The organism is Solimonas sp. SE-A11 (assembly GCF_030345715.1).
Classification (GTDB): Bacteria; Pseudomonadota; Gammaproteobacteria; order Nevskiales; family Nevskiaceae; genus Solimonas_A.
In genome coordinates this window covers 141,166-161,473 of sequence record NZ_JAUASX010000007.1, presented here as the reverse complement: position 1 = coordinate 161,473, position 20,308 = coordinate 141,166, and the positions used below count along the sequence as shown (strand labels likewise).

Below are 20,308 nucleotides of genomic sequence, written 5' to 3'. Positions count from 1 at the left end.
TATCTCAGCCCGGCCCGGCCATCCTTGGCCGGGCATTCGGCGGGGCAGATGTCCACTGGACATCTGCCTGATCCACCTCACCCTTCGACAGGCTCAGGACGAACGGAAACGCCAGAACCTTCAATGTCCGTCCATCGGTCTGGTCAGTTCCTTCTCCCCATCCCCGAACAGCACCTCCAGGTATTCTTCCTGCACCTTCAGCCCGCGCCGCACCAGCCGCTCGCGGCCGCCGGGCAGCAGCCGATGCGCCAGGTGCCAGCCCAGCCTGGGCCCGATGGTCAGCAGCGGGTACCAGGGCAGCACGCCCTCCGGCAGCCCCAGCGCGTCCATGCCGCGGCGGCCGACGAAGGCGCGGGCGATGGACAGGTGCTTGGCGCGGTTCCAGCGGCCCTGCAGCCAGGCCAGCCGGCGGTAGCGGCGCTGCAGGGGCTCGTCCGCCAATGGGCGGCCGAGCTGGCGGCTGGTCTCGTCCGGCGGCGCCTGCGCCAGCAGGTTCTGGTACAGCGCGATGCGCCCGGCCTGTTCGCCGTCGCCCAGCCAGTGCTCGTCGATGCCCATCAGCCAGCCGATGTACTTCCACAGGTGCATCGCGGCGTGGCCCTCGCGCGCCGTCAGCGGCACGCCCAGCAGGCGCTGGCCGAACAGGAAGATCACGCTGAAGGCCAGGTAGGTGGCGTGCATGTCGCCCTGGTTCACCGGCAGGCCGTACTGCCCGGCGTCCCACTCGGGGTGGCGCTGCAGGTGGCGACGCACCATGGCGTGGATCAGGCGCACCTGCAGCGTGCTGCGCCAGCCCGGCGCGCCGCGCTCCATGCCGCCGGGGCGGGTGGCGTCGATCCACCACTTGGTGGTCTCGGCCACGCGGCGCTGCGCGCCCTTCTGCAGCGCGCCGGTCAGCACCAGGCTGCGATTGATGGCGCCAGCCTGGTAGCCGGCCATCAGGCCGAAGTCGCGCAGCACGTCCATGCCGGTGAGGCCGGAGATGCCGCAGGCGCGGGCGCCCTCTGCCAGCAGCGCCGGCTTCACCCAGGCCGGGCGGGCCTCCACCGCGACAAAGAAGCGGCGCAGCGGCTCCGGCGCGTCGGGCAGGGCGGCGATGCCCTGGTCCAGCGCGCGGTCGAACAGCGGCTTGGTGTGGCGCAGGCCCTCGGCGGCCATCCAGTCCACCAGCTGGTCCATCGCCGGGTCGCCCTGGTTCAGGGACTCGCCGATGGCCTGCCACTGCGTCGGGCTGGGCTCGGGGTTGCCGCGGATCAGCCAGCGCAGCGGCCCGGCCATGCGGCGGCCGGTCTCCAGGTCGGCGCCATGGCGGCGCGGGATGGCGGGGCGGGCGGAGCCTTCGGCCATGGCAGGTCTCGCAGGTTTGCCAGGAAGTGGCGATGGGCTACCCTATTGCGAGCATTTACTCGCATTCAACTCGCGTCGGGAGGGACCATGCGGAAGCGGCCGGTGCAGCAGCGTTCGCGCGACATGGTGGCCACCCTGTTGGACGCCGCCGCGCGGGTGATCGTCGAGCGCGGCCTGGACAACCTCACCACCAACCACGTGGCCGAGGCGGCCGGCGTCAGCATCGGCTCGCTGTACCAGTACTTCGACGACAAGGACGCCCTGGTCGAGGCCCTGCTGCAGCGCCACGCGGCGGAGCTGCTGGCAGTGGTGGACGGGCGGCTGCGCGCGCTGATCGACGCCGATGCCCGCGATATCACGCGCGGCATCCTCGAGGCGGTGTTCGAGGTGGTGGAGAACGACCCCTGCCGCCGCGAGCTGACGCGACACTGGGACCGGCTGCGCACGCGCAGCACCTTCCGCGCGCTGGAGCAGCACATGACCGAGGCCTGCCGCGTCTACCTGCTGCGCCACCACGAGCAGTACCAGGTGGAGAACCTGCCGGCGGCGCTGTTCGTGGCGATCAACTCGCTGCACTACACCGTGGCCTACTACCTGAGCCTGGAGAGCCCGGTGCTGCAGCGTTCCGAGATCATCGGCGCGCTGGCCGACATGCTGGGTGCCTATCTGCAGGCCGGTGCAAAAAAGAAGGCCGCCCGGAGGCGGCCTTCTTCACCACGGGTGCAGCGCTTTTAGGCGAGCAGCTCTTCGATCGCGGCGCGCTCTTCGCGCAGCTCGTTCTCGGTGATCGTCATGCGGGCGCGCGAGAACTCGTCCACGCTCAGGCCCTGCACGATCTCGTATTGGCCGTTCTTGCAGATGCAGGGGTAGCCGTAGACGATGCCCGGCTTGATGCCGTAGCTGCCGTCCGAGGGCACGCCCATGGACACCCACTTGCCGTTGGAGCCCAGGGCCCAATCGTGCATGTGGTCGACGGCGGCCGAGGCGGCCGAGGCGGCCGACGACAGGCCACGCGCCTTGATGATGGCGGCGCCGCGCTGCTGCACGACCGGGATGAAGTCCTTCTCGATCCAGTTCTGGTCGACCAGGTCCTTGGCAGCCTTGCCACCGACGGTGGTGTGGCTGATGTCCGGGTACTGGGTGGAGCTGTGGTTGCCCCAGATGATGACCTTCTCGATGTTGTTGCCGTGCACGCCGGTCTTGGTGGCGAGCTGGCTGACGGCGCGGTTGTGGTCCAGCCGCACCATGGCGTGGATCTGCTTCGGATCGAGGCCGCCCTTGGCAGCGGCGGTGGCCGCGATCAGGGCATTGGTGTTGGCCGGGTTGCCGACGACCAGCGCGCGCACGTCCTTGGAGGCCTTGGCGGCCAGGGCCTTGCCCTGGGGGCCGAAGATGCCGCCGTTGGCGGTCAGCAGGTCCTTGCGCTCCATGCCGGGGCCGCGCGGGCGGGCGCCGACGAGCAGGGCGTAATCGGTGCCCTCGAAGCCCGACATCGGATCGGAGTGGATCTCGACGCTGTGCACCAGCGGGAAGGCGCAGTCATCGACTTCCATCACCGTGCCCTTCAGCTTTTCCAGCACTTCCGGCACCGGCACTTCGAGCAGCTGCAGGATGACCGGCTGGTCCGGGCCCAGCAGGGAGCCGGAGGCGACGCGGAAAATGAGCGAGTAGGCGATCTGGCCGGCGGCGCCGGTGATGGCGACCTTGACGGGCTTCTTCATCGGTTAAAACTCCCTGGATTCAGGACGGGCGGAGCAAAGGGGCGGCAATTTTAGCCGCTTTTGGCCGACAGCGGCTCAATTTTGACCAGGGATACCGAAAGGGGCCGAAACCCCACCGGTCCAGGGGCGGAAAACGCAGAGAGGCCGGGGCCCGCCGGTCCCGGCCTCCCGCGGACCATCCTTAGGGCTGGATCGCCAGGGCGCGGATCGTGCCGCCACCACCGCCGGCCGGGGTCGCGATCGCTCCGACATCGGTCGCCGCGCCGGTGGCGAGGTTGATCGAGAACAGGCGCGGGCTGGTGCCACCGGGCAGGAAGCTGGCGGCAAAGCCCTGGTTGCCCGCGCTGATGTCGAAGGGCGCCAGGAACATGTCCACGCCCAGCGCGCCCACCGTGTGCAGCGTGCCGGTGTTGGGCGAGTCCGGCGTGGCGTTGACGCTGCCTACCGTCACCAGGCGATCACCGGAAACATCGATGCCGTAGGCCGTGGTCGCCGTGGCGGCCGGCCGCGTGCCGCCGACGCTGACATTGTTGTTGTACGCCAGGCCGGCGATCTGCGGGGTCGCCGCGGAGTTGGCGTCGGTGGCGGCATAGGTGAGCGTGCCATCGGTGCCCGCGATGGCACCGCTGGCGGAATTGATCCTCCCGTTCTCGCGCCCGCTGTCGACGTAGCGGAAGCGCTCCACCGCGGAGGGATTGAAGTCGATGTCGTACTGGCCGGTCGGGGTCAGGGTGAAATTGAAGTCGCTGACATTGGTCAGCGTGGCGGTGGTGCCGGAGATGGCGATCGTCACCAGGCGCGGTCCGCCCGCGGCGGCATCGCCCACGGCGTGCAGCACACCGGTGAAGGGATCGTAATCCATGCTGACGATGCTTTCGCCAGCGCGCAGGCCGGCCAGCGTGAGCTGCGTCACCGTGCCCGGCGTGGCGCTGCTGAAGCGGATCATCTCGCCGGAGTCGTTGACGGCGATGATGGTTACGGCGCCGCCACCACCGCTGCCTCCGGAAGAGCCGTCATCGTCGTTGTTGTCGCAGCCAGCCATCATGCTTGCCGAGAGCAGCATCGCGGCGCAGGCGATGGCATGTTTGCGTAGCTTGTTCATGGGGTTCGGGTGTTCCTTGGCTTGTGGCCATAGGAATACCGGAACCCCGTATGCGGTCCTACCCCTCCGTGGTGGGGTTAGCCCAGTACCTGCCGCGGCGGGGTGCGCAGGACCCCCCGCAGCGACAGCCAGCCCATGGCGGCCACCAGCAGCATGCCGACCCCGGCGCCGATACCCCAGAGCGCCGGACGCAGGCCGTAGGGGATATCGAAGACCCCCGCCGCCAGCCCCCAGGCCACGCCCTGCGCCACGATCGCCGCCACGAGGCCGGCCAGCAGGCCCAGCAGCGCGTACTCCGCCAGCAGGCCCTTGGTGATGGTGGCGCTGCGCGCGCCCAGGGTGCGCAGCAGCGCGGTTTCGCGCACGCGCTCGGCGCGGGTGCCCTCGATGGCCGCCAGCAGCACGGTGAGCCCGGCCAGCAGCGTGAACAGGAAGATGAATTCCACCGCGCGCACCACGCGGTCGACGATGCCGCGCACCTGCTTCATCGCCGCTTCGATGTCGAGCACGGTGACGTTGGGGAACTGCGCTACCAGTTCGCGCAGCAGCACGCGCCGCTCCGGTGGCAGGTAGAAGCTGCCGATGTACTGGCCGTTGACGTCGCTGATCACCCCCGGCGGCACCAGCAGGAAGAAGTTGGGGCGGAAACTGCCCCAGTCCACCTTGCGGAAGCTGCGCACGGTCAGCTCCACCGGCGTGCCGGCGAAGTCCAGCGTCATGCGGTCGCCAAGCTTCAGGTTGAGGCGCTCGACGGCATAGTCGGTGGCCGAAATCCAGGGCTGGCCTCGCCCGGCCTCGCCCCACCACTCGCCCTCGAGCAACTGGTTGTCGTCGTTGAGCGTGGTGGACCAGGACAGGTTGAAGTCGCGGTTGATCCAGCGCTGCGTCTCGGGATCGGAGAACGAGTCCGCCGTGACCGCCGTGCCGTTGAGCGCGGTCAGGCGCGCGCGCGCCATCGGCCAGAGCTTGACGTCGGCGTAGCCGCGCTCGGTGAAGAACTGCTGCAGCGCGTCGCGCTGCGCCGGCTGGATGTTGATCAGGAACTGGTTGGGCGTGTCCGGCGGCAGCTTGTCCTGCCAGCTCACCAGCAGGTCCTGGCGCACCACCGACACCAGCAGCAGGGCCAGCAGCGCCAGGCCCAGCGCCACCACCTGCGCCACCGTGGCGCCGCGGCGGCGCGCGATATTGCCCAGGCCGAAGCGCCAGGAGCTGCCCACGGCGCGCTTCAGCGGCGCCAGCGCCAGCACCAGCAGCCAGGCCAGCAGGGCCAGCAGCGCCAGCGCCACGCCGGCGCCCACCAGCACCGCGGCGGCGAGCTCGGGGTCGCCGGTCTGCAGCCACAGCAGGGCGACGACGGTGGCGCTGGCGGCCAGCCAGATCGCACCGGTCAGCACGCTACCGCCGGCATTGCGCTGGAATACGCGCAGCGGCGGCACCGAGCGCGCCTGCAGCACCGGCGGCGCGGCGAAGCCCAGCAGCATCAGCAGGCCCAGGCCCCAGGCCAGCAGCAGCGGTTGCAGCGAGGGCGCCGGCAGGGCGATCTGCACCAGCTCGCCGAGCAACCGTGCCACCACCTCCTGTGCCGCCAAGCCCAGCAGGGCGCCGGCCAGGCCGCCGACCAGGCCCAGCAGCAACAGTTGCAGCAGCAGTGCGCGGCCGAGGAAGCCGCTGCGCGCGCCCAGGCACTTGAGCAGGGCGACTTCATCGCGCAGCTTGCCGCCATGCTGGTGCGCGCACAGCGCCACCGCGGCGGCGGCCAGCAGCGTGGCCGCCAGCACCGCGATATCGAGGAACTGGCCGGCGCGATCCAGCGCGTTGCGGATTTCCGGACGCGCCTCCTGCGGAGCGATGCGCCGCACGCCCTCGGGCAACTTCATGGCGCGCAGCGCTTCAAGCGGCTGCGTCGGGCCCGCGGCCATCAGCGTGTACTGCGCGCGTGCGCCGGGGCCGGTGAGGCCGGTGGCGGCCAGATCGGCGTGGTTGATCATCAGCCGGGGCGCGAGGTCCGAGAAGCCGTTGCCGCGGTCGGGCTCGCTCTCCAGTACGGCGACGATACGGAAGTGCGAGCTGCCAGCCTGCACGCTGTCGCCGGCCTTCAGGCCCAGCTCCTGCCACAGGCGCGCGTCGGCCCAGGCCTCGCCCGGGGCCGGGATGCCCTGCGCCGGCCGCGCGGGGTCGAAGGGCAGGTCGGACAGGCGCAGCTCGCCGCGCAGCGGGTAGCCCGCGGCCACCGCCTTGATCGAGGCCAGCGCGGTGGACTCGCCGTTGAGCACCACGCTGGGGAACTGCACGAAGGAACTGGTGCGCGCGCCGCTGGCGGCGACCTGCTGCTGCAGCGTGTCCGGCAGCAGGTTGCGCGAACTGAACAACAGGTCGGCACCCAGGGTGTCGCCGGTCTGGCTGTCGATGGCGCTGCGCACACGGTCGGTGAACAGGCCTACGGCTGATAGCGCCGCCACGGCGATGGCCAGCGCCAGCGTGAGGATCAGCAGCTCGCCGCTCTTCCAGCCGCGGCGCAGGCGGCGCAGGGCGAATCCGAAAGCCGGGCTCATGCGCGCGCTCCGGTACAGCAACGGAGGCACCGATCACGGGCCGCAGGCTTGGTTGTGCGGCCCGCAGCGGCCATACTCCCGGCCTGACGAGCCCCTGCGGGACCGCGCCCAGCCGCCACCCCGCTCCATTCCTGCCGATGCAAAGACGCTACGAACTCGACACCCTGCGTGGGCTGCTGCTGATCCTGATGACGCTGACCCACCTGCCGACGCGGCTGTCCGCGTACAGCAGCCAGGCTTTCGGCTTCGTCTCGGCGGCCGAGGGTTTCGTGTTCCTGTCGGGCCTGGTCGCGGGCATGGTCTACTGGCGCGCCATCGACTGGCGCGGCGAGGACTGGATGCGCACGCGGCTGCGCGAGCGTGCCTCCGAGCTGTATCGCTGGCATCTGCTGTTGCTGCTGTTCCTGTTCACGGTGGGTGCGGCGATCGGCTACTACGGTGGCCGCCCGATGCTGCGCAACCTGCTGAGCTTCTACTTCGACCAGCCCACGGCGGCGCTGTGGGCCGCGCCGCTGCTGCTGTACCAGCCGCCGCTGCTGGATATCCTGCCGACCTACATCGTGCAGCTGCTGCTGACACCGTTCTGGCTGGTGCAGGCGCGGCGCCACGGCTGGGGCCGGGTGCTGCTGCTCAGCAGCCTGGTCTGGGTGTTCGCGCAGTGTGGGGGGCGCGCCCTGCTGCTGGACGGCTTCAACCATCTCACCGGCGACAGCGTGCCCTCGCTGCCCTTGCCGGCGCTGGGCTTCTTCGACGACTTCGCCTGGCAGCTGCTGTGGGTGTTCGGCCTGTGGACCGGACACCTGGCGGTGAGCGGTCGGTTGGCCGCGCAGCTGCCGCGGCGCAGCCTGCGCCTGGCCGCCGTGGGTACCGCGCTGGTCTACCTGGCCTGGTATCACCGCCTGCTGGAGCCACTGCTGCCGATGGAGCTGCTGCGCCTGCAGCATCCGGTGCTGTTCGACAAGGTGCTGCTCGGGCCGATGCGCCTGGCCAACTTCGCCGTGCTGGCGGTCACCACCGGCCTGGCCCTGCCATGGCTGGCGCAGCTGCTGCGCCGCGTCGGCGGCGCCGCGCTGGGGCTGCTGGGCCGTGCCTCGCTGCGGGTGTTCGCCGCGCACCTGTTCCTGGCGCTGCTGGCCTTCGGCCTGGTGGGTGCCGACGAGCACCCGCTGGACGGGCTGACCGAGAGCCTGATGCTGGCCGGGACCTTCGGCGTGATGCTGTGGGTGGCGCTGCACCAGCACCGCGGCCGCAGCGAGCCCTGAGCGCCGCTTCACGTCAGCCATTCAGGCGCCCCTCACGCAGCGTCAGCGTACGCCCGCAGCGCGCCGCCAGTGCCGGGTCGTGCGTGACCAGGATCAGCGTGGTGCCGTGCGCGCGGTTGAGCTCGAACATCAGCTCGATGATCTTCTGGCCGGTGGCGGTGTCGAGGTTGCCGGTAGGCTCGTCGGCGAACAGGATCCTGGGCTGGCCAGCGAAGGCGCGGGCCAGCGCCACACGCTGCTGCTCGCCGCCGGAGAGCTGGTGCGGGTAATGGTCCAGGCGCGCCGCCAGGCCCACCTCGTCCAGCGCCCGGCGTGCGCGGCCGGCGGCGTCGGGCAGGCCGGCCAGCTCGGCTGGCAGCATGACGTTCTCCAGCGCGGTGAAGCCCGCCAGCAGCTGGAAGGACTGGAACACGAAGCCGACGCGGCCGGCGCGCAGCCCGGCGCGGGCGTCCTCGTCCAGGGCCGCCAGCGACTGGCCGTCGAGCAGGATGTCGCCCTCGGTCGGCAGATCCAGCCCGGCCAGCAGCGAAAGCAGCGTGGTCTTGCCGGAGCCGGACTGGCCGACGATGGCCACCGACTCGCCGGCGGAAACTTCGAAGCTGATTCCGGTCAGAATGGTGAGCGGCGCGGCGCCGCTGACGACAGTTTTCCGGAGATCGCGGGCGATGACGGCTTTCATGCGGTATGTCTTTCTGGTCCTGTGTCTGTGGGGCGGCGCGGCGACCGCCCAGGCACCTTCTCAGGCACCGAAAATCCTGGCGTTCGGGGACAGTCTCAGCGCGGCCTACGGCATCCAGGCCTCCCAGGGCTGGGTGGCACTGCTGCAACAGCGGCTGCGAAAGGAAGGCTATCCCCACGTGGTGGTCAACGCCAGCATCAGCGGCGAGACCAGCGCCGGCGGCCTCGCCCGCCTGCCGGCAGCACTGGGACAGCACCAGCCGGCAATCGTTCTGCTGGAACTGGGCGCCAACGACGGCTTGCGCGCCCTGCCGGTGAGGAACCTGCGCGCCAACCTGGACAAGATGCTGCAACTATCCCGCGATGCGGGCGCCAGGCCGGTGCTGTTCGAGATGCGCATTCCGGCCAACTACGGCCCGGCCTATGGCGAAAGCTTCACCAAGACCTTCACCGAGCTGGGCCAGGCCACGAAAACCCCGGTGGTGCCGTTCTTCCTGATGCCGATCGCCCTGGACCCGGTGAATTTCCAGGACGACGGCATCCACCCCTCCGCCGCCGCCCAGCCCAAGCTGCTGGACGCGGTCTGGCCGACCCTGAAACCGCTATTGGGTGCCCCCCGTTGAGGACTGCATCCCGGTAGCGATTTCCCGCGTAAGGACAATGCACAGCAGACTCAACAGAAACCAGCCTCCCCGCAATGAAGATCGCAGTCGTCGGTTCCGGCATTTCCGGGCTCAGCGCCGCCTCGTTCCTGGCGCGCCGCCATGACGTCACCCTGTACGAGCAGGACGGGCGCTGCGGCGGCCATACCAACACTATCCTGGTGCCGACGCCGGAGGGGGTTCAACCGGTGGACACCGGCTGGATCGTCTACAACGGCATCAACTACCCGAACCTGACGGCGCTGTTCCGTGAGCTGGAGGTGCAGACCCGGCCCACCAGCATGTCCTTCGGCGTGTCGCTGGGCGGCGGTGCCTACGAGTGGACCGGCAGCGACCGGCTGTGGACGGTGTTCGCCCAGCCCTCCAACCTGTTCCGCTGGAAGCATGTGCGCATGCTGCTGGACATCCTGAAGCTGAACCGCAATGCCAACGCCCTGCTGCGCGGCGGCGTGCTGCCCCAAGGCTCGCTGGGCGACTACCTGCGCGACGCGGGCTATTCGCCGGAGCTGGCCAGCCGCTACCTGCTGCCGATGGCCGGCCTGATCTGGAGCTGCTCGCCGCAGAAGGCCATGGAATATCCCGCCGCGGACTTCATGCGCTTCTTCGACTCGCACTCTCTGTTCACCGCCACCGGCCAGCCGGTCTGGCACACCGTGGTGGGCGGCTCGCACCAGTACCTGAAGAAGCTGCTGGAGCGCTTCCCGGGCCGCTTGCGCAGCAATGCGCCGGTCACGCGACTGCGCCGCGGCGCGGGCGGCGTGGAGGTGAGCACGGCGGTCGGCGCCGAGACCTACGAGCGCGTGGTCTGCGCCACGCACTCCGACCAGGCCCTGGCGTTGCTGGCCGACGCGGCGGCGGACGAGCGGGAGATCCTCGGCGGCATTCCCTACAACGCGAGCCGCTGCGTGCTGCACACCGACGAGTCCTTCCTGCCGCGTCGCCGCGCCGCCTGGGCGTCCTGGAACTACATCAACGACCGCGACGAGGTGCACGACCGGCCGATCTCCGGCAGCTATTGGATGAACCTGCTGCAGGGCATCCCCGGCCCGGTGAACTATATCGTCACGCTCAACCCCACCCGCGAGGTGCCGGCCGAGCGGGTAATCTACGACACGCTCTATCACCACCCCCACTACGGCGCCGCCAGCAGCATGACGCACCGTCGGCTGCCCGAGATACAGGGCCGTGGCGGGCTGTGGTTCGCCGGCGCCTGGACCGGCTACGGCTTCCACGAGGACGGCCTGCGCTCCGGCCTGCGCGCGGTGGCGGGCCTGGACCGGGACTGCCTGCCCCAGTGGGCCCGCCTTGATGAATCCCATGCGGGGACGGCATCCTCGGCCCCGGGGCTGCCGGCAGCGGCGGCGGGGATCGCGGGGTAGCCGATGGACGTGGATCAGGCCGGCTGGCTGTACCCCGCCCGGGTCATGCACCGGCGCCGTATCGCGCCGCTGTATCGCTTCGTCTACCGCGTGTTCTACCTGCTGGTGGACATCGACCGGCTGCCAGAGATGCAGCAGCGCCTGCGCTTCTTCTCGCTGGACCGCTTCAACCTGCTGAGCCTGCGTACGCGCGACTACGGCGATGGCCGCGGCCTGCGGCCCTGGGCGGAGGACTGCCTGCGCCGCCATGGCATCGAGCCGGACGGCGGGCGCATCCGCCTGCTGACCCTGCCACGGATATTCGGCTGGGCCTTCAACCCGATCAGTCTGTGGTACTGCGAGTACCGCGACGGCTCCCTGCGCGCAGTGATCGCCGAGGTGCGCAACACCTTCGGCGAGCGGCACAGCTACCTGCTCGCATCCGGCGGCGCGCCGATGCCGTATGAACAGGTGCATGACAAGGACAAGTGCTTCCATGTCTCGCCCTTCCTGGATCGCGCGGGCCAGTACCGCTTCCAGCTGGGCGAGCCGGGCGAGCGCCTGCGCGTGGCGATTCACGAGAGCCGCGACGGCGTACCGGTGATGGACGCCACGCTGGCGGCGGAGCGCCGCGAGCTGTCCGATGCGGCCCTGCTGCGGCAAGTGCTGCGCATGCCCTGGATGGCGGTGAAGGTGGTGGCCGGCATCCACTGGGAAGCATTGAAGCTGTGGTTGCGCGGGGCCGGCTACCGATCCAAGCCGGCACCGCTGCCGCAGGACCTGACCTGAAACAAGAACGAAGAAGCGAACCGAGCACCATGAGCCAGAAACCCGAAGACAAGCAGGACGGACTCGACGATCCGCTGGGACTCGTGCTGGGGCGCGATGGCTTCTCGCCAGACCTGCCCGCGGCGCTGGCGCCACAGGCCGCCTCGTCACGGCTGAGCCTGCGGCTACGGCTGATGATGTACATGCTGCGCGGGCTGCACTATGGGCAGCTGGAAGTGAACCTGCCCAACGGCGAGCGGCGCCTGTTCCGCGGCCAGGAGCGCACGGAGCTGCGCGGCGTGCTCAACATCCGCAACGAGCGCTTCATGACGCACGTGCTGAGCGGCGGCGAGGTGGGCTTCGGCGAGGCCTACCTGGATGGCTGCTGGGACTCGCCGGACCTGGCGCCACTGCTGGCGGTGATGTATCTCAACGAGCCTTACTACAAGGGCCCGTTCGAGGTGAACTGGCTGGGCAAGGTGTACGGCTGGTGGCAGCATCGCCGCCGCGCCAACACCCGTGCCGGCTCGCGCGAGAACATCCAGTACCACTACGACCTGGGCAACGACTTCTACAAGCTCTGGCTGGACGACACCATGGCCTATTCGTCGGCCATGTTCGCCGAGCCCAACCAGACGCTGCATGACGCCCAGCTCAACAAGTTCCGGCTGATGTACGAGCGCCTGGACCTGCGGCCGGAGCACCACCTTCTGGAGATCGGTTCGGGCTGGGGTGGCTTCGCGATCTACGCCGCGCAGCATTCCGGCTGCCGCGTCACCAGCATCACGCTGTCGGACGAGCAGCTCAAGGAAGCGCGCCGCCGCGCCGAGCTGGCCGGCGTGGCCGACCGCGTGCAGTTCGAGCTGCGCGACTATCGTGACATCCAGGGCCAGTACGATCGCGTGGTGTCGATCGAGATGTACGAGGCGGTGGGTGCGGAATATTGGCCGGGCTACTTCGCCGCCATCGAGAAGGCCCTGAAGCCGGGCGGCCGCGCCGCGATCCAGGGCATCACCATCGACGAGTCGATCTTCGAGCAATACCTGACCAAGCGCGATTTCATCCAGAAGTACATCTTCCCCGGCGGCATGCTGTGCCCGCCGCAGCGCTTCATGGACCTGGCGCAGAAAGCCGGCCTGCAGGCGAGGGAGCCGCGCTACTTCGGCCATGACTACGCCGACACCCTGGCCTACTGGCACCGCAACGTGCTGGCCGTGCGCGACCAGGTGGTCTCGCAGTTCGACGAGCGCTTCCTGCGCATGTGGCGCTACTATCTGGCCTATTGCGAATGCGGCTTCCGGGTGGAGCGCATCGACCTGATGCAGGTGACGCTGGAAAAGGGGTAGAGGTCATGAGCGTGCGCGGCGGGCTGTTCCTGTGGTCTTTGGTGGTGCTGGCCGGCCTGGTCGGCGTCTCGGTTTGGGCCTCCGGCATCGTCAGCATCGTCCCCGCGATCCAGGACCTGATGGACAACCCCCGGGCCGGCTACAACCCCTGGACCATCGCCACGCTGTTCGACGCCTACTTCGGCTTCCTGTGGTTCTGGCTGTGGATCGCCTACCGCGAACGCAGCGTGGTGGCGCGCATCGCCTGGCTGCCGGCCGTGCTGCTGCTGGGCAACATCGCCATGGCGGCCTACATGCTGAAGGTGCTGTGGACCTTGCCGCCGCGCGCGGGTGCGCGCGAGGTCCTGCTGCGTCCCGACAGCGCATGACCAAGGAAGGCTGGCGCGCCCGCGTGAAGCGGGTGGTGATGGCGCAGCTGACGCAGGGCGTCACGCCGCAGCGTATCGCCTTCACCGTGTCGCTGGGCGCCCTGCTCAGCGTCTTCCCGATCTTCGGCGTCACCACGGCGCTGTGCGCGGTCTGTGCCTGGGCGCTGCGGCTCAACCAGCCGCTGATGCAGCTGGTCAACGCGCTGCTGGCGCCGGTGCATATCCTGTTGCTATACCCCTATTACCGTGCTGGCGAGCGGCTGCTCGGCAGCGAGCCGGCACCGCTGCTGGATGTGGCGGAACTGGCCGAACGCTTCGCCCACAGCCCGAAGCAGTTCGTGCTGGACTACGGAGTGATCGCGGTGGGCGGCAGCCTGGTGTGGGCGATCAGCGCGCTGGTGGTGGTGCCGCTGATGTACGTGATCCTGCGACCGGCGCTGGAGAGTCTGGCGCGGAGCGTGAGGGCAGGGCGTCAGAAGATGCGCAGCACCAGTACGACCTGACTCCCGTCTCTTGCTCCCTCTCCCCGCTTCCGGGTGGGTTGGGGTGAGGGGCGAAAGCTTTCGCGGACCAGCCGAGCGGTGGCGCCGACACCCCTGCTTCGGCGCGTCCCTCGATACGCCGGTCCGGTGGTCCCGAGTGATCCGCCATGGCGGGTCGTATCGAGGGCGCGGCATTCGGGATGAACGGTTCAGGGACACTGAAAAGGCGCAAAGCTGTGCGCCCGCGCTACGGGGAATTTACTCGCCCGCTTTCTCTTGCGCCTCGCGCTGCGCATCCACCGCTTCGGTCCCCGGCACCATCCAGCGCGCGGCGATGATGCCGACCTCGAACAGCAGGTAGACCGGGATCGCCAGCATCAGCTGCGAAACCACGTCCGGCGGAGTGAAGACGGCGCCGATCACGAAGGCGCCGACGAAGACGTACTCGCGGTTGTCGGTCAGCTGCTTCGGCGTCACGAAGCCGGTCTTCACCAGCAGCACCAGCGCCACCGGCGTCTCGAAGGCGAGGCCGAAGGCGACGAAGATGGTGAGGACGAAGTCCAGGTACTTGCTGATGTCCGGCGTCACCGCCACGCCCTCGGGGGCGACGCCGACGGTGAAGTGGAACACCGTGGGCAGCACCAGGAAGTAGGCGAAGGCGATGCCGGCGTAGAACAGCAGGGTGCTGGAGGCCATCAGCGGGGCCACCAGGCGGCGCTCGCTCTTGTACAGGCCGGGGGCGACGAAGGCCCAGATCTGCCACAGCACCCAGGGCATGGCCAGGATCAGGCCCAGCACGCCGGCGAACTTGATCGGGGTGAAGAAGGGCGAGGCGACCTCGGTGGCGATCATCGTCACGCCGGGCGCCAGGTTGTCCAGCATCGGCTTGGCCAGCAGGGCGTAGACGTCCTTGGCCCAGATCACCATCAGCGGCAGGGCGATCACCATGACGCCGATGACGGCGTACAGCAGGCGCTGCCGCAGCTCCAGCAGGTGGGCGATCAGCGGTTGTTCGGTGTCCTGCGGGGCGCCCGTGTCGCTCATGGCCGCGGGTCGTTGTCCTTGGTCAGCTTCTCGACCTCGGTCCGGGCGTCCTGGAGGGACTCCTGGGCCGGCTTCATCATGTTCTGGACGCCGGCCTTGGCTTCCTGCGCCTGCTCGGCCAGTAGCTTCTGGGCTTCCTCGACCTGCTTCTTGAGCTCCATCAGTCGCGACTCACGATCCAGCTCGGTGGTGAGGTTGCGCATGTAGACCTTGGCCTGGCCGCTCCAGCGACCGACCGTCCGCGCCAGCTTGGGCAGGCGCTCGGGGCCGAGCACCACCAGGGCGATCAGGAAGCAGACCAGCAGCTCGGAAAAACCGACGTCGAACATGGTTCAGGGCCTATGCCGCGGGCAGGCTCAGACCTTGGTGTTGTGCTCGGAGGCGTTCTGCTGCTTCTGTTGTTCGGCGAGCTGGGCCGGAGTCTTGGCCGCGTCTTCCTCGCCTTCCTTCATGGCCTGCTTGAAGTTCTTGATGGCGCCGCCCAGGTCGCCGCCGGCGCCGCGCAGCTTCTTGGTGCCGAAGATGACTAGGACGATGGCCAGGACGATGAGCCAGTGCCAGATGCTGAAGGAACCCATGTTGCTATCCTCGTAGGTCTACTTGCTGCGGGAGGCCTTCTCGGCCAGCCCGGATTGCCCGAAGCGCCGGGCGAGTTCGTCGGTCAACGCGGTGAGCGGGAGGTCCTTGTGCGCCATCAGCACCAGGCTGTGGAACCACAGGTCCGCCAGTTCATAGACCAGCGCTGCGGGCTCCGGGTTCTTGGCCGCGATGATGGTCTCCGCCGCTTCCTCGCCGACTTTCTTGAGGATCGCGTCGGTGCCCTTGGCGTACAGGCTGGAGATGTACGAGCCCTGCGGGTCCGCGGTCTTGCGGGCCTCCAGGGTGGCGTACAGCTGGGTCAATACGTCGCCGGGGTTCATCAGGCTAGCGGTCCAGGGTTACAGGATGGCGACAGTGTAACCCTTGTCGCTCAGAGACGAATCCGGACGCCCTTGCCTGCGAGATACTGCTTGGCCTCGCCTACGGTGTAGGTGCCCTGGTGGAAGATGCTGGCGGCCAGCACGGCATCGGCGCCGCCGGTGGCCAGGCCCTGGTAGAGGTGCTCCAGGTCGCCCACGCCGCCGGAGGCGATCAGGGGCACGCTGACGGAGGCCGAGATGGCGGCCAGCAGCTCGTTGTCGTAGCCGCTCTTGGTGCCGTCACGGTCGATGCTGGTGACCAGCAGTTCGCCGGCGCCCTTGCGCACCATGGTCTTGGCCCATTCGATGGCATCAAGGCCGGTGGCGCGGCGGCCGCCGTGGGTGAAGACCTCCCAGCGCGGCGGTTCCTTCTTCTTGTTGACGCGCTTGGCGTCGATCGCCACGACGATGCACTGCACGCCGTAGCGGTCGCCGGCCTCGGTGACGAAGTCCGGGTTCTCGACGGCGGAGGTGTTGATGCTGACCTTGTCGGCACCGGCCGAGAGCAGGGCGCGCACGTCGGCGCAGCTGCGCACGCCGCCGCCCACGGTCAGGGGGATGTAGATCTGGCTGGCCACCGCTTCCACGGTCTGGAACAGGGTGGGGCGGTCGTCGACGCTGGCGGTGATGTCCAGGAACACCAGCTCGTCGGCACCCTGGGCGTCGTACTTGCGCGCCACTTCGACCGGATCGCCGGCGTCCTGCACGTCTTCGAACTTGACGCCCTTGACCACGCGCCCACGGTCGATGTCGAGGCAGGGGATGATGCGTTTGGCGAGCATGGGAACGTTAAGACGGGAATCGGGAATCGGGAGTCGGGAATCGTTCAAGCGGGGCCGAGGAGGTAGGCCGGCGACCTCGCCAGGCTTCTACCATTCCCGATTCTCCATTCCCGATTCCCGGCATTTCAGCCTCGTGCGACCTTGACGGCGTCGGCGAGCTTGAGCGTGCCCTCGTAGAGCGCGCGGCCGATGATGGCGCCGGCAACGCCCTCGCCCTCGATTTCCTTGAGGCGGTGGATGTCGTCGATGGTGCTGACGCCGCCGCTGGCGAAGACCGGGGTCTTGATCGCGGCGGCGAGGTTGCGGGTGGCCTGGGCGTTGAAGCCCTGCATCATGCCGTCACGGCCGATGTCGGTGTAGATGATCGCCTCGACGCCGTCGCGCTCGCAGTGGATCGCGGTCTCGATGACGTCGTGGCCGGTGACCTTGGTCCAGCCGTTGAGCGCCACGCGGCCGTCCTTGGCGTCCAGCCCCACGATGATGTGGCGCGGGAACTCCAGGCAGAGGTCGTGCAGGAAGTGCGGGGCGTTCACGGCCTTGGTGCCGATGATGACGTACTGCACGCCGGCGTTGAGGTAGCGCTGAACGGTCTCCTCGTCGCGGATGCCGCCGCCGATCTGCACGGGGATGCTGATCGCCGCGGCGATCTGCTCCACCACCTTGATGTTGACCGGCTCGCCTTTCACGGCGCCGTCCAGGTCCACCAGGTGCAGACGTTCGGCGCCCTCGTCGACCCATTTCTGGGCCATGGCCACAGGGTCATCGGAGAAGACGGTGACGTCGTCCATTCGGCCTTGGCGCAGACGCACGCACTTGCCGCCCTTTAGATCAATCGCAGGAATCAACAGCATGAGCTGTGAGAACCATCAGGTGGGATAGCGGAGGAGAGAGACCGTTGGGGGCGTCGTTTTGAGCGTGCGGCCTGGATCGGTGTGGAAAAACTCTGCCACCAACCCTAGCCGGGCGCAAGCCGTGTCTACGCGCTCAGGGGTCCCATTGGACGAAGTTGGCCAGCAGCGTCATCCCGGCGTTCTGCGACTTCTCGGGGTGAAACTGGAAGGCGACCAGGTTGTCCCGCGCCAGGGCGCAGGCAAAGGTCTTGGTGTAGTCGGAGGTGCCCAGGACGTGGTCGGGGCAGGCCGGCTCGGCATGGTAGCTGTGCACGAAGTAGAACCAGGCGTCATCCGGCACGCCCTCCCAGAGGGGGTGCGCACGGGTCTGGTGCACGCGGTTCCAGCCCATGTGGGGCACCTTGAGGCGGTCGGCGCCACCGTCTTCCGGCGGGTCCGGGAAGCGCGTGACCTTGCCCGGGAACAGACCCAGGGCCGGCACGCCGCCGTTTTCGTCGCTCCACTCCAGGAAGACCTGCATGCCCAGGCAGATACCGAGCATCGGCTTCTTGCGGGCCGCCTCGATCACCATCTGGTTCAGTTCCAGGCGCTGCAGCTCGCGCATGCATTCGCGCACGCCGCCCACGCCGGGGAGGACCAGACGGTCGCACTTGAGCAGTACTTCCGGGTCATAGGAGGTGACCACCCGCGTACCGCCGGCAACGCGCTCCAGCGCCTTGCCGAGCGAGTGCAGGTTGCCCATGCCGTAATCGATGATACCGACGGACGCCATCTTGATCCCTGGAGGCTTGTTACAGAGTGCCCTTGGTGGACGGCATGACGTCGCCGAGGCGGGTGTCGCGCTCCACGGCCATGCGCAGCGCGCGGCCGAAAGCCTTGAACACGGTCTCGATGATGTGGTGCGCGTTACGGCCGCGGAGGTTGTCGATGTGCAGCGTGACCTTGGCGTGGTTCACGAAGCCCTGGAAGAACTCGCGGAACAGGTCCACGTCGAACTCGCCGATGCGGGCGCGCGGGAACTCCACGCCGTACTCCAGGCCAGGGCGGCCGGAGAGGTCGATCACGACGCGCGACAGGGCCTCGTCCAGCGGGACGTAGGCGTGGCCGTAGCGGAAGATGCCCTTCTTGTCGCCCACGGCCTTGTCGAAGGCCTGGCCGAGCGTGATGCCGATGTCTTCCACCGTGTGGTGGTCGTCGATGTGCCGGTCGCCGGTGGCTTCCACGACGATGTCGATCAGCCCGTGGCGGGCGATCTGGTCGAGCATGTGATCCAGGAACGGGACGCCGGTCTGGAAGCGGGACTCGCCGCTACCGTCGAGGTTCAGTTCGACTCGGATCTGGGTCTCGCGGGTGTCGCGCGTGACGCTGGCTTTACGTGCGTTCATTGACGCCGGCTGGCGAAAAGGGGCGACAAGGATACCCCGCAGTGCAGCAAACTCAAAGCCGGCGGGTGAGGCGGGCAAAAGGCGAATGTCCAGTGGACATTCGTCCCGCCGAACGCCCGGCCATGGATGGCCGGGCCGGGGGTGGGTTCTGGAAGTGGTGTCCCGCCAGGGATGGCCCCCTGTTCGCCGGGCTGGAGACAGGTGAACGGCGGTTCCCTTTGGGCCGGCCGGGCCGCCCTTGGGGGCAGGACCGGGCCCTAGGCCTCCAGTCGGAAGGTCACCGGGCCGTCGTTGATCAGGGCCACCTTCATGTCGGCGCCGAAACGGCCGCAGGCGACCTCGGGGTGGAGGTGGCGGGCGCGGTGCACCAACCAGGCGAACAGGTCGCGGGCCATGTCCGGGGGGGCGGCGGTGGAGAAGCCAGGGCGGGTGCCGCTGCGGGTGTCCGCCGCCAGAGTGAACTGGCTGACCAGCAGCAGGCCGCCGCCGGTGTCGCGCAGGGAGCGGTTCATGCGGCCCTGTTCATCCTCGAAGACGCGGTAGCCGAGCAGGCGTTCCAGCAGGCGCTCGCCGCGGGCCTCGGTGTCCTCCGGCTGCACGCCGACCAGCACCAGCAGGCCGGGGCCGATGCGGCCGATGACCTCGCCGTCGACCGTCACGGAGGCTTCGCTGACGCGCTGCAGCAGTCCAATCATAATGTGGCGATGAAATCCCTGACCCGGTTCCTGCTCAAGGCGCTCGGTTGCCTGCCGCTGCCGCTGCTGCATGCCCTCGGTGCTGCGCTGGGTACGCTGCTGTGGTGGTTGCCCAACAACCTCAAGGCCGTGACCCTGCGGCACCTGGAGCGCTGCCTGCCGGAGCTGGACGCCGCGCGGCGCCGGCAACTGGCCCGGGAGAGTCTAGTCCAGTCCATGCAGGCCGTGCTCGAGGCGCCGGCGATCTGGTTCGGCCCGGAGCGCCGCCTGCAGGGCTGGATCGCCGCCCCCGACGCCGCCCGCGAGCTGCTGGAGGTCTCGCGCCAGGGCGCCATCATCCTGTGCCCGCACATCGGCTCCTGGGAGCTGGCCGGCATGCTCTGCGCCGCCCAGGGCGGCATTGCCTCGCTGTACAAGCCGCAGAAGGGCGTGATGGACGAATTGATCCTGGAGGGCCGCAGCCGCCTGGGCGCGACCCTGGTGCCGACCAGCGCGGCGGGGGTCAAGGCGCTGCTGCAGCAGCTCAAGTCCGGCGGCAAGATCGGCGTGCTGCCGGACCACGATCCGCCGCCGGGCTCGGGCGGCTTCGCGCCGCTGTTCGGTATCCCGGCGCATACCACGGTGCTGGTGTCCAAGCTGGCCGGGCGCATCGGCCTGCCGGTGTGGTTCTGCTACGCCGAGCGCCTGCCGGGCGGGCGCGGCTTCCGTTTCCATCTGCGGCAGGCCCCGGAAGGGGTGGCGCAGGACGGGGAAGCTGGCCTGTCGGCGCTCAACCGTGGCATCGAGGATGTGATCCGCCACTTGCCGGGACAGTACTGGTGGAGCTACAAACGCTACCGTCGCCGGCCCCCCGGGGGCGAGAATCTTTACGCCGGCCTGTAGCCGGCCGGTCCTCGACCCCGCGGAACTCCGGTCTGGGGCCGCCAGTCATAGCGGCGCCCGGCAC

Annotated in this window: 23 protein-coding genes; 9 read left to right on the top strand and 14 right to left on the bottom strand. The window is 68.9% G+C overall.

All coding sequences use genetic code 11. The features are described 5' to 3' along the window. Window positions 1–120: 120 nt before the first annotated feature. Entirely contained in the window at window positions 121–1,347 is a 1,227-nt protein-coding gene (locus QT386_RS10275; RefSeq protein ID WP_289273665.1) for an oxygenase MpaB family protein, read from the bottom strand. Between the two features lie 87 nt (window positions 1,348–1,434). Between QT386_RS10275 and QT386_RS10270 the strand changes: the two genes are divergently transcribed. Next, window positions 1,435–2,082: a TetR/AcrR family transcriptional regulator gene (locus QT386_RS10270; protein WP_289273664.1), complete on the top strand. Its 648-nt coding sequence runs from the start codon at window positions 1,435–1,437 to the stop codon at window positions 2,080–2,082. Here the strand turns inward: QT386_RS10270 and QT386_RS10265 are convergent. From QT386_RS10265 to QT386_RS10255, 3 genes are all read right to left on the bottom strand, one after another. Beyond that, complete coding sequence (locus QT386_RS10265; protein ID WP_289273663.1) at window positions 2,079–3,068, bottom strand: malate dehydrogenase; 990 nt, start codon at window positions 3,066–3,068, stop codon at window positions 2,079–2,081. The genes QT386_RS10270 and QT386_RS10265 overlap by 4 nt on opposite strands. Window positions 3,069–3,249: 181 nt before the next feature. Next, window positions 3,250–4,170 (bottom strand): DUF4394 domain-containing protein, encoded by a 921-nt coding sequence (locus tag QT386_RS10260; RefSeq protein WP_289273662.1) that lies wholly within the window; start codon window positions 4,168–4,170, stop codon window positions 3,250–3,252. Between the two features lie 77 nt (window positions 4,171–4,247). Next, window positions 4,248–6,722, bottom strand: a complete 2,475-nt coding sequence (locus QT386_RS10255; RefSeq protein ID WP_289273661.1) for an ABC transporter permease — start codon at window positions 6,720–6,722, stop codon at window positions 4,248–4,250. Window positions 6,723–6,859: 137 nt separating this feature from the next. Between QT386_RS10255 and opgC the strand changes: the two genes are divergently transcribed. Further along, complete coding sequence (gene opgC, locus QT386_RS10250; RefSeq protein ID WP_289273660.1) at window positions 6,860–7,984, top strand: OpgC domain-containing protein; 1,125 nt, start codon at window positions 6,860–6,862, stop codon at window positions 7,982–7,984. 13 nt (window positions 7,985–7,997) lie between these two features. On the opposite strand, the gene QT386_RS10245 is transcribed toward opgC, so the two are convergent. Next, window positions 7,998–8,663 carry an ABC transporter ATP-binding protein gene (locus QT386_RS10245; RefSeq protein ID WP_289273659.1) on the bottom strand — a complete coding sequence of 222 codons (666 nt, stop codon included), beginning with the start codon at window positions 8,661–8,663 and terminating at the stop codon, window positions 7,998–8,000. On the opposite strand from QT386_RS10245, the gene QT386_RS10240 reads away from it, so the two are divergent. From QT386_RS10240 to QT386_RS10215, 6 genes are all read left to right on the top strand, one after another. Beyond that, entirely contained in the window at window positions 8,662–9,285 is a 624-nt protein-coding gene (locus tag QT386_RS10240; protein ID WP_289273658.1) for an arylesterase, read from the top strand. The genes QT386_RS10245 and QT386_RS10240 overlap by 2 nt on opposite strands. A gap of 74 nt (window positions 9,286–9,359) precedes the next feature. Then, window positions 9,360–10,703: an NAD(P)/FAD-dependent oxidoreductase gene (locus QT386_RS10235; RefSeq protein ID WP_289273657.1), complete on the top strand. Its 1,344-nt coding sequence runs from the start codon at window positions 9,360–9,362 to the stop codon at window positions 10,701–10,703. A gap of 3 nt (window positions 10,704–10,706) precedes the next feature. Then, window positions 10,707–11,471: a DUF1365 domain-containing protein gene (locus tag QT386_RS10230; protein ID WP_289273656.1), complete on the top strand. Its 765-nt coding sequence runs from the start codon at window positions 10,707–10,709 to the stop codon at window positions 11,469–11,471. A 29-nt stretch (window positions 11,472–11,500) separates the two neighbouring features. Continuing rightward, the gene (locus QT386_RS10225; RefSeq protein ID WP_289273655.1) at window positions 11,501–12,796 is read left to right on the top strand and encodes a cyclopropane-fatty-acyl-phospholipid synthase family protein; all 1,296 of its coding nucleotides are present in this window, start codon (window positions 11,501–11,503) and stop codon (window positions 12,794–12,796) included. 5 nt (window positions 12,797–12,801) lie between these two features. Then, a complete protein-coding gene (locus QT386_RS10220; RefSeq protein ID WP_289273654.1) occupies window positions 12,802–13,164 on the top strand; it encodes a DUF1475 family protein in 363 nt (120 codons plus the stop codon). Further along, window positions 13,161–13,667, top strand: coding sequence for a DUF2062 domain-containing protein (locus tag QT386_RS10215; RefSeq protein WP_289273653.1), 507 nt, complete (start codon window positions 13,161–13,163; stop codon window positions 13,665–13,667). The genes QT386_RS10220 and QT386_RS10215 overlap by 4 nt, the downstream gene beginning before the upstream one ends. 237 nt (window positions 13,668–13,904) lie before the next feature. Here QT386_RS10215 and tatC read toward each other — a convergent pair whose 3' ends face one another. The 9 genes from tatC to dtd form a co-directional block, all read right to left on the bottom strand. Further along, window positions 13,905–14,690, bottom strand: coding sequence for a twin-arginine translocase subunit TatC (gene tatC, locus QT386_RS10210; RefSeq protein ID WP_289273652.1), 786 nt, complete (start codon window positions 14,688–14,690; stop codon window positions 13,905–13,907). Then, window positions 14,687–15,019 carry a Sec-independent protein translocase protein TatB gene (gene tatB, locus QT386_RS10205; RefSeq protein WP_289273651.1) on the bottom strand — a complete coding sequence of 111 codons (333 nt, stop codon included), beginning with the start codon at window positions 15,017–15,019 and terminating at the stop codon, window positions 14,687–14,689. The genes tatC and tatB overlap by 4 nt, the downstream gene beginning before the upstream one ends. 27 nt (window positions 15,020–15,046) lie before the next feature. Further along, entirely contained in the window at window positions 15,047–15,268 is a 222-nt protein-coding gene (gene tatA, locus QT386_RS10200) for a Sec-independent protein translocase subunit TatA (protein ID WP_289273650.1), read from the bottom strand. Window positions 15,269–15,286: 18 nt separating this feature from the next. Next, on the bottom strand, window positions 15,287–15,610 hold the full coding sequence (locus QT386_RS10195) for a phosphoribosyl-ATP diphosphatase (protein WP_289273649.1): 324 nt from the start codon (window positions 15,608–15,610) through the stop codon (window positions 15,287–15,289). A 50-nt stretch (window positions 15,611–15,660) separates the two neighbouring features. Next, a complete protein-coding gene (gene hisF / locus QT386_RS10190) occupies window positions 15,661–16,431 on the bottom strand; it encodes an imidazole glycerol phosphate synthase subunit HisF (protein ID WP_289273648.1) in 771 nt (256 codons plus the stop codon). 125 nt (window positions 16,432–16,556) lie between these two features. Then, the gene (gene hisA / locus QT386_RS10185; RefSeq protein WP_289273647.1) at window positions 16,557–17,282 is read right to left on the bottom strand and encodes a 1-(5-phosphoribosyl)-5-[(5-phosphoribosylamino)methylideneamino]imidazole-4-carboxamide isomerase; all 726 of its coding nucleotides are present in this window, start codon (window positions 17,280–17,282) and stop codon (window positions 16,557–16,559) included. A gap of 133 nt (window positions 17,283–17,415) precedes the next feature. Next, window positions 17,416–18,054 carry an imidazole glycerol phosphate synthase subunit HisH gene (hisH, locus tag QT386_RS10180; RefSeq protein ID WP_289273646.1) on the bottom strand — a complete coding sequence of 213 codons (639 nt, stop codon included), beginning with the start codon at window positions 18,052–18,054 and terminating at the stop codon, window positions 17,416–17,418. 19 nt (window positions 18,055–18,073) lie between these two features. Beyond that, entirely contained in the window at window positions 18,074–18,667 is a 594-nt protein-coding gene (hisB, locus tag QT386_RS10175) for an imidazoleglycerol-phosphate dehydratase HisB (protein WP_289273645.1), read from the bottom strand. Between the two features lie 257 nt (window positions 18,668–18,924). Beyond that, window positions 18,925–19,362, bottom strand: coding sequence for a D-aminoacyl-tRNA deacylase (gene dtd / locus QT386_RS10170; protein ID WP_289273644.1), 438 nt, complete (start codon window positions 19,360–19,362; stop codon window positions 18,925–18,927). A gap of 9 nt (window positions 19,363–19,371) precedes the next feature. On the opposite strand from dtd, the gene QT386_RS10165 reads away from it, so the two are divergent. Further along, window positions 19,372–20,244, top strand: a complete 873-nt coding sequence (locus tag QT386_RS10165) for a lysophospholipid acyltransferase family protein (protein WP_289273643.1) — start codon at window positions 19,372–19,374, stop codon at window positions 20,242–20,244. Window positions 20,245–20,308: the final 64 nt, after the last annotated feature.